The sequence below is a fragment of the Actinomyces sp. 565 genome (genome assembly GCF_010365615.1).
Classification (GTDB): Bacteria; Actinomycetota; Actinomycetes; order Actinomycetales; family Actinomycetaceae; genus Actinomyces.
Genome location: NZ_PIZD01000066.1, coordinates 76,977 through 83,394, shown reverse-complemented (window position 1 = coordinate 83,394; position 6,418 = coordinate 76,977). Strand labels below are relative to the sequence as shown.

4 protein-coding genes are annotated in these 6,418 nt (G+C 70.4%); 1 reads left to right on the top strand and 3 read right to left on the bottom strand.

Going from position 1 to position 6,418, the window contains the following annotated elements; all coding sequences use genetic code 11:
- On the top strand, positions 1 to 452 hold a 452-nt coding region (locus GZ997_RS11175; RefSeq protein ID WP_203234216.1), incomplete at its 5' end, for a hypothetical protein.
- A gap of 39 nt (positions 453 to 491) precedes the next feature.
- Here the strand turns inward: GZ997_RS11175 and GZ997_RS11170 are convergent.
- From GZ997_RS11170 to glnA, 3 genes are all read right to left on the bottom strand, one after another.
- The gene (locus tag GZ997_RS11170) at positions 492 to 1,142 is read right to left on the bottom strand and encodes a histidine phosphatase family protein (protein ID WP_162679933.1); all 651 of its coding nucleotides are present in this window, start codon (positions 1,140 to 1,142) and stop codon (positions 492 to 494) included.
- Positions 1,143 to 1,197: 55 nt separating this feature from the next.
- Positions 1,198 to 4,650 (bottom strand): bifunctional [glutamine synthetase] adenylyltransferase/[glutamine synthetase]-adenylyl-L-tyrosine phosphorylase, encoded by a 3,453-nt coding sequence (locus GZ997_RS11165; RefSeq protein WP_343212331.1) that lies wholly within the window; start codon positions 4,648 to 4,650, stop codon positions 1,198 to 1,200.
- A gap of 137 nt (positions 4,651 to 4,787) precedes the next feature.
- Positions 4,788 to 6,119 (bottom strand): type I glutamate--ammonia ligase, encoded by a 1,332-nt coding sequence (gene glnA / locus GZ997_RS11160; RefSeq protein ID WP_162679931.1) that lies wholly within the window; start codon positions 6,117 to 6,119, stop codon positions 4,788 to 4,790.
- Positions 6,120 to 6,418 lie beyond the last annotated feature (299 nt).

Genomic DNA, 6,418 nt, shown 5'->3' with positions numbered 1-6,418 from the left:
AGCACTACCAGCACTCCCTCAAGATCAAGGAGCGGCTGGGCGACCAGGCCGGCATCGCCACCACCCACCACCAGCTCGGCATTCTCGCCCAACTCCGCGGCGACTCGGCAGATGCGGTCATCCGCGCGTTTGGCGCCGCCATGGATCACACAGAGCGTTGTTCCACATCTGCTCAGGTACTGGGAATTGCAGCTTCTGTCGCTTCATACGCACAAAATCTAGGCGTGCCTGAACTCTTTGCCCGGGCGTGCATGTTTCTGGTCCGAAGGGCGCCAGAGAGCGCCAACCCCAAGGACACCCTCACGCAGGGACTATCCGGTCTGAAGTCGCTTTTCGACGCGGGTCATCAGGCCAAAGTTAATGCGTTGCTCTCGCCGTTCCTGGCCGAGTTTTCACCTGACGATGCACGCTCCATTCGCAGCTTCATACAGGGCGAGTCAGACCCCGAGTAATCGCGTCCAGCAGCCTCGGCAATCAGCCCGACCGCCCACCTACCGCACGGCGTCGGCCCGCCAGGTGCCCTCGTCCCAGTCGACCAGCCGCCAGCCTGACTCCGGGTCGCCCTCGACCACGCTGACTGCCGTGTTGCGCATGGGGTGGTTGGCGATCCAGGCCGGGTCCGCACCCCCGGCCGCGGCCGCCGCCAGCGCCACCCACAGGCGCAGGATGGTGCCGTGCGCAACCAGCAGTGCAGTGCCGCCGGTGCGGGTGGAGTTGTAGATCTCCTCCACAACCGTATTGAACCGGGCGAAGGTATCCGCGCCGTCCTCGGGGCTGCCGGGGATGCGCGCCGCCGTGCGCCCCACCATCCAGGAGCGAGTGGTGTCCGTGTAGCAGGCCACCGAGCGCACATCGGTGTTCATCTCCATCTCACCGGCCAGCACCTCACGCAGGCCGGGCCGGATGCGGGCCGCCAGGCCCGTGGCCCGCTCGATCGGGGCAATCGTCTCCCGGGCGCGCTGGATCGGTGAGACCCACAGCGAGGAGATCGCATCCAGATCCCCGCTCGACTCCAGGCGCGCGGGCAGCAGGGAGGCCTGCTCCACGCCGACGGCGTCTAGTGGGTTACCGGGCAATGCCGTGTCCAAAGCGCCGGCAACATTCGCGAAAGTTCGGCCGTGGCGGACAAGAAGAAGCTTCACGGCGCCTATCCTGCCAGGCGCCTCGACCGCTCCGCGACGTCGGCGGACAACATGCTCAAGACCACGGGTAAGGTCCGGCGCCGCGAGGCCCGCTCCCCCGCCGCCCCCCGTTCGGGCGGCCAGGTGGCACCCGCAGTACTGTCTTACCAGGTGCGGGCATGCGGGATCCCCGAGCGGCCGCCGCCCGGGGCGGGGTGGCGGGGCGGGCCGGGGCGGCATCACCGAACACAACGTGCTCAACCACGCGCCGCGCGTGCCTGGCCGTTCGGCGGTAAATGTCCTCAAGGTCCCGCTCGCTTCCGGCCGGGATCCCCAGAAGCCGGGCAACCAGGCGGATCTCCCGCTGGTCGGTGGGCAGTACCTGCACCCGCTGCCCACCCTCACGGCCGGTACCGAGCACGGTGGCAGCACGCACCCGGGAGGCCAGCACCCAGGCGGCGGTGAGCCTGCCGGCATCATCCACCTCCAGTAGGCCCGCCTGTGTGGCGGCGGACAGCGCCTCCAGCGTCGAGGTGGTGCGCAGCCCCGGCACGCGGGCCGCCTGGGTCAGTTGCAGCACCTGGGCCGACCACTCGACGTCGGACAGGCCGCCGGGGCCCAGCTTGAGATGCCGACTCGGATCGGCACCGCGCGGCAGCCGCTCGGCCTCCATGCGGGCCTTCAGCCGCCGGATCTCCCGCAGGCCGGCCTCATCCAGACCCTCCGGATTCCACCGCAGCGGGTTGATCAGCTCCTCAAAGCGCTCCCCCAAGCCCGTGTCGCCGGCGCAAGCGCGCGCACGCAGCAGGGCCTGCCGCTCCCACACCGAGCCCCAGCGCTCGTAGTACTCGGCGTAGGAGTCCAGGCTGCGGCTGACCGGCCCCTGGCGCCCCTCCGGACGCAGGCCCGTATCCACCACCAGCGAGTGCGGGCGCGCCTGGGCCAGCAGGCGGGCGACCCACTTGGCGACCGCCTCCGCCTCCGCCGCCGCCACATCGGCATCCGCACCGGGCCGCGGCTCGTGCACGAACAGCACGTCAGCGTCGGAGGTGTAAGTGATCTCCCGTCCACCCAGCCTTCCCATGGCGATTATGGCGTGGTCGGCGGTGGCGGCCGGCCAGCTCCCGTCCGCATCGGGCCCGGCGGCAACCGCGCCCTGCCCGTCGCGCTCGGCGATCACCAGGCCCGTGGCAACAGTGAGGGCGGCACCCAGGACGGCGTCAGTGGCGTCGCCCAGAATCCGCGCGGTACGCGCCGGATCCACGCCGTCAAGGGAGTCCGCCAGGGCGGCGCGGATCAGCTCCCGGTTACGCACGCCCATGACCGCGCGGATCGCCTCCGCGGCCTGCCGCTCCAGGCCGGCGGCGTCCGCAGCGGTGAAGGCACGACGTCGCAGCACCCGCTCGGTCTCAGCGCAAATCGCTCCGGGCGCGCGGGGCGTCAACTCGGCGTCGTCATCGAGCCAGGTGATCGACTCGGGGCGCTCGGCCAGCCGGTCGGTGGTCCAGCGGGCCCCGGACAGCACCTGGCACAGGCGGCGGGCGGCCACCGGCGAGTCCCGCAGCATGGCCAGATACCAGTGGGATCCGCCGATGGACTCCGACAGGCGGCGGAAGGAAAGCAGGCCGGCGTCGGGATCGGGGCCCTGCCCGATCCAGCCGATGATCACCGGCAGCAGCTGGCGCTGGATGGCCGCACGCCGACTGACCCCCTCGGTGAGCGCCTGGATGTGGTGCAGGGCGCCGTCGGGGTCCAGGTAGCCGAAGGCCGCCAGCCGCTCCCGGGCGGCGTCCGGAGTCAGCGTCAGTTCCTCGGTGCTCAGGCTGGCCGCGACGCTCAGCAGCGGCCGGTAGTAGATCTCCTCGTGCAGCGCACGCACCCGGCGCCGCACCGAGTTGAACAGCTTGCGCACCGCGTCAGGATCGTGCAGCCGCCGACGGTCGATGCCCCGGCCGATGCTGCGCAAATCTGTACGCCCCGCCGGCAGCATGTGGCTGCGACGCATACGCAGCAACTGGGTGCGGTGCTCCAGTAGCCGCAGCATCCGGTAGCAGTCGGCAAGCTCGGCCCCATCCGCCCGCCCCACATAACCAGCGGCCGAGAGCTGCGCCAGCGCATCCAGCGTGCTAGGCGCGCGCAGCCGCTCATCAACGCGCCCGTGGACCAGCTGGAGCAACTGCACAGTGAACTCCACGTCCCGCAGGCCCCCGGGGCCGAGCTTGATCCGCCTGTCATCAGGGCCCGAGTGCGCTGACTCGCTCTCCACACGGCGCCGCATTGACCGGGCGTCATCCACGAAGTTCTCCCGCCGGCTAGCAGCCCACACCAGGGGTGCGACCCCGGCCTCATAGGCGGCGCCGAGGTCCCGATCACCGGCGCAGGCGCGCGCCTTGAGCAGCGCCTGGAACTCCCACGAGGAGGCCCAGCGCTGGTAGTAGGCCAGGTGCGAGTCCAAGGTTCGTACCAGCGCCCCGTCCTTGCCCTCGGGGCGCAGCGCCGTGTCCAGCGGCCACAGTGGCGGCTCGGTTCCGGAGGCGGAGGTGACGTGGGCGATCTCGGTGGCCAACTGCGTCCCGATCCGCACAATCTCCTCCTCCCCCGCCTCCGTCTGCTCGCCCGCGCCCGGATCGGCCGGGCCGACCACGTAGACGACGTCGACATCCGATATGTAGTTCAGCTCCTGAGCACCAGCCTTGCCCATGGCAATGATCGCCATGGGCACCGCGTCCGCGTCGGGGCCGACAACTGCGCGGGCAAGGGCCAGTGCCGCCTGCAGCGCCGCATCCGCCAACTCGCTCATGCGGCGACCCACCACCGGCATGTGGGCCAGCGGAGTGGCGGAGGTCAGGTCATCGGCCACAACTGCAAGCAGGCGCTCCCGGTAGGCCACACGCAGCGCGGTCGTGGCCCGCTCGGCCACGGCAGCGGGTACCGGCGCGGCAGACCCGGCGAGCGCGCCTAACACGGCACCGGTCAGGGCCGCCCCGGGCGCGGGCTGGCCAGGAGCGTCCCAGGCGTGTTCGGGAGCAAGGGCCTCCAGGTGCTCAGGATGCGTGATCAGAAAGTCGCCGAGAGCCTCGGAGGCGCCCAGCACCGCCAGCAGGCGGCGCAGGTGAGTCCGCAAGCACCCGGGCTGAGCCTCAGGGGCGGAGCCGGAGGAGCCGCGTCCACCGGCAACCTCGTCGCCGCCGCGCAAGGCGGGCGAGGCGGTATCGGTGGTGTCGGCGGTGTCGGCGCCATCGTGTGAGTCATCGGCCCGCAGCAGGGCGCGCAGCATGCGTGCGGGCTGGGCCACCCGAGTCTGCCCGGCGGCATCCCCGCCAATGACCGTGCAGGCCTCAGCCAGTCGCACCAGGGCTAGCACCGCGAGGTCGGGATTCGCGGTGCTGCCGAGCTCGTCGACAAGGCGGGCGCGCACAGGGTCGAGTGCGGGCAGTTCCCCCTGCGTGCCCTTCCTAGAAACCGTCGGCGCGGCCGGCAGGAAGGGGTCTAGCGCCGGGTCGGTGATAAGGCCGTAGGCGCGCTCCACCTCCGTGAACCCGGCCCAGAGGAGCCGGGCCCGGGTACTGGGCCAGCGGTCATGTCTGCGGGAGGCGGGGCCGCCTGCCGGCGCCCCGGGCCCCGGCAGGGGCTTGCGCTCACTCCCGCTCCCACTATTTGAAGGCATCACAGGCGCGGGAAGAACTGGCTGATCTCGAAGTCGGTCACCTGGGCGTCGTAAGCCAGGTACTCGCGGCGCTTGTTGCGGCGGAAGAACTCGAAGGCATCCTCCCCCAGGGTGTCCGCCACCAGGTCCGACTCGGCCATGGCGGCCACGGCGCTCTTGAGCGAGGTGGGCAGCGCGCCAATGCCGAGCGACTTGCGCTCCAGCTCGGACAGCGCCCAGACATCGTCCTCGGCCTCGGCAGGCAGCTCGTACCCCTCCTCGATACCCTTCAGGCCGGCTGCGAGGATCACGGCGAAGGCCAGGTAGGGGTTGGCGGAGGAGTCGATGCCGCGGAACTCGATGCGGGCGGACTGGGCCTTGCCGGGCTTGTGCATGGGCACGCGCACCAGGGCGGAGCGGTTGTTGTGGCCCCAGCACACGTAGCTGGGGGCCTCGTCGCCGCCCCACAGGCGCTTGTAGGAGTTGACGTGCTGGTTGGTCACCGCGCAGATCTCGGTGGCGTGGTGCAGCAGGCCCGCAATGAAGGCGCGCCCCGTGGCGGACAGCTGGTACTGCCCGGCCGGGTCGTGAAATGCGTTGCGGTCCCCCTCGAACAGTGAGAAGTGAGTGTGCATCCCGCTTCCGGGCTGCCCGATGAAGGGCTTGGGCATGAAGGTCGCCTGGCAGCCCTCCTGCAGGGCGACCTCCTGCACGACTGCCCGGAAGGTCATGATGTTGTCCGCCATGGACAGGGCGTCGGCGAAGCGCAGATCGATCTCATTCTGGCCGGGGCCGCCCTCGTGGTGGGAGAACTCCACGGAGATGCCCATCTGCTCAAGCATGAGGATGGCGTGGCGGCGGAACTCGTGGGCCGTGCCGCCGGGCACGTGATCGAAGTAGCCGGCGTAGTCGGTGGGGATGATCCGGCCCTCGCTGTTGCGGTCCACCAGGTAAAACTCGATCTCGGGGTGCACGTAGCAGGTGAAGCCGGCGTCGGCAACACGGGCCAGCTGGCGCTCGAGCACGGCACGTGGGTCAGTGCGGGCGGGCTCACCGTCCGGGGTGAGCACGTCGCAGAACATACGGGCGACGCTGTTGACCTCCTCCCGCCACGGCAGCATCTGGAAGGTGGAGGGGTCCGGGGACAGCAGCATGTCCGACTCGAATACGCGGGTCAGCCCCTCAATGGCGGAGCCGTCGAAGCCGATCCCCTCCTCGAAGGCACCCTCTACCTCCGCCGGCGCGATCGCCACCGACTTGAGCTGACCGAGCACGTCGGTGAACCACAGGCGGATGAAGCGGATATCGCGCTCCTCAATGGCGCGAAGCACGTATTCCTGCTGCTTGTCCATAATCCTGGCGTTGCCTCCTTGCGCGTGCGGTGTGGACCGGTGCGGGCGGTGTGCGGGCCCGGCCACCGCGGGCTTCCTCAGCCACCCTATCGGTTGGTTGGGTCGCCCGGGTTTCACGCCGGTGCGGCGGGCGCGGCCGGGCGCGGGAAACCGGCGCGAACTTGATGCTTCAGACCGGCGCATCGCGGGGTGAGGGACACGGTGAGCAGTGCCGGTTCACTACGCCAGACTTGTCTGCCGCCATCCACGTGCCTGGAAGCGGGGCCACCTGCTACGCCAGACTTGCCTGCCGCCACCCC

Bases quoted from the DNA above. Each gene is read 5' to 3' on its own strand.
- glnA (WP_162679931.1), bottom strand. From the start codon at position 6,119: ATGGACAAGCAGCAGGAATACGTGCTTCGCGCCATTGAGGAGCGCGAT.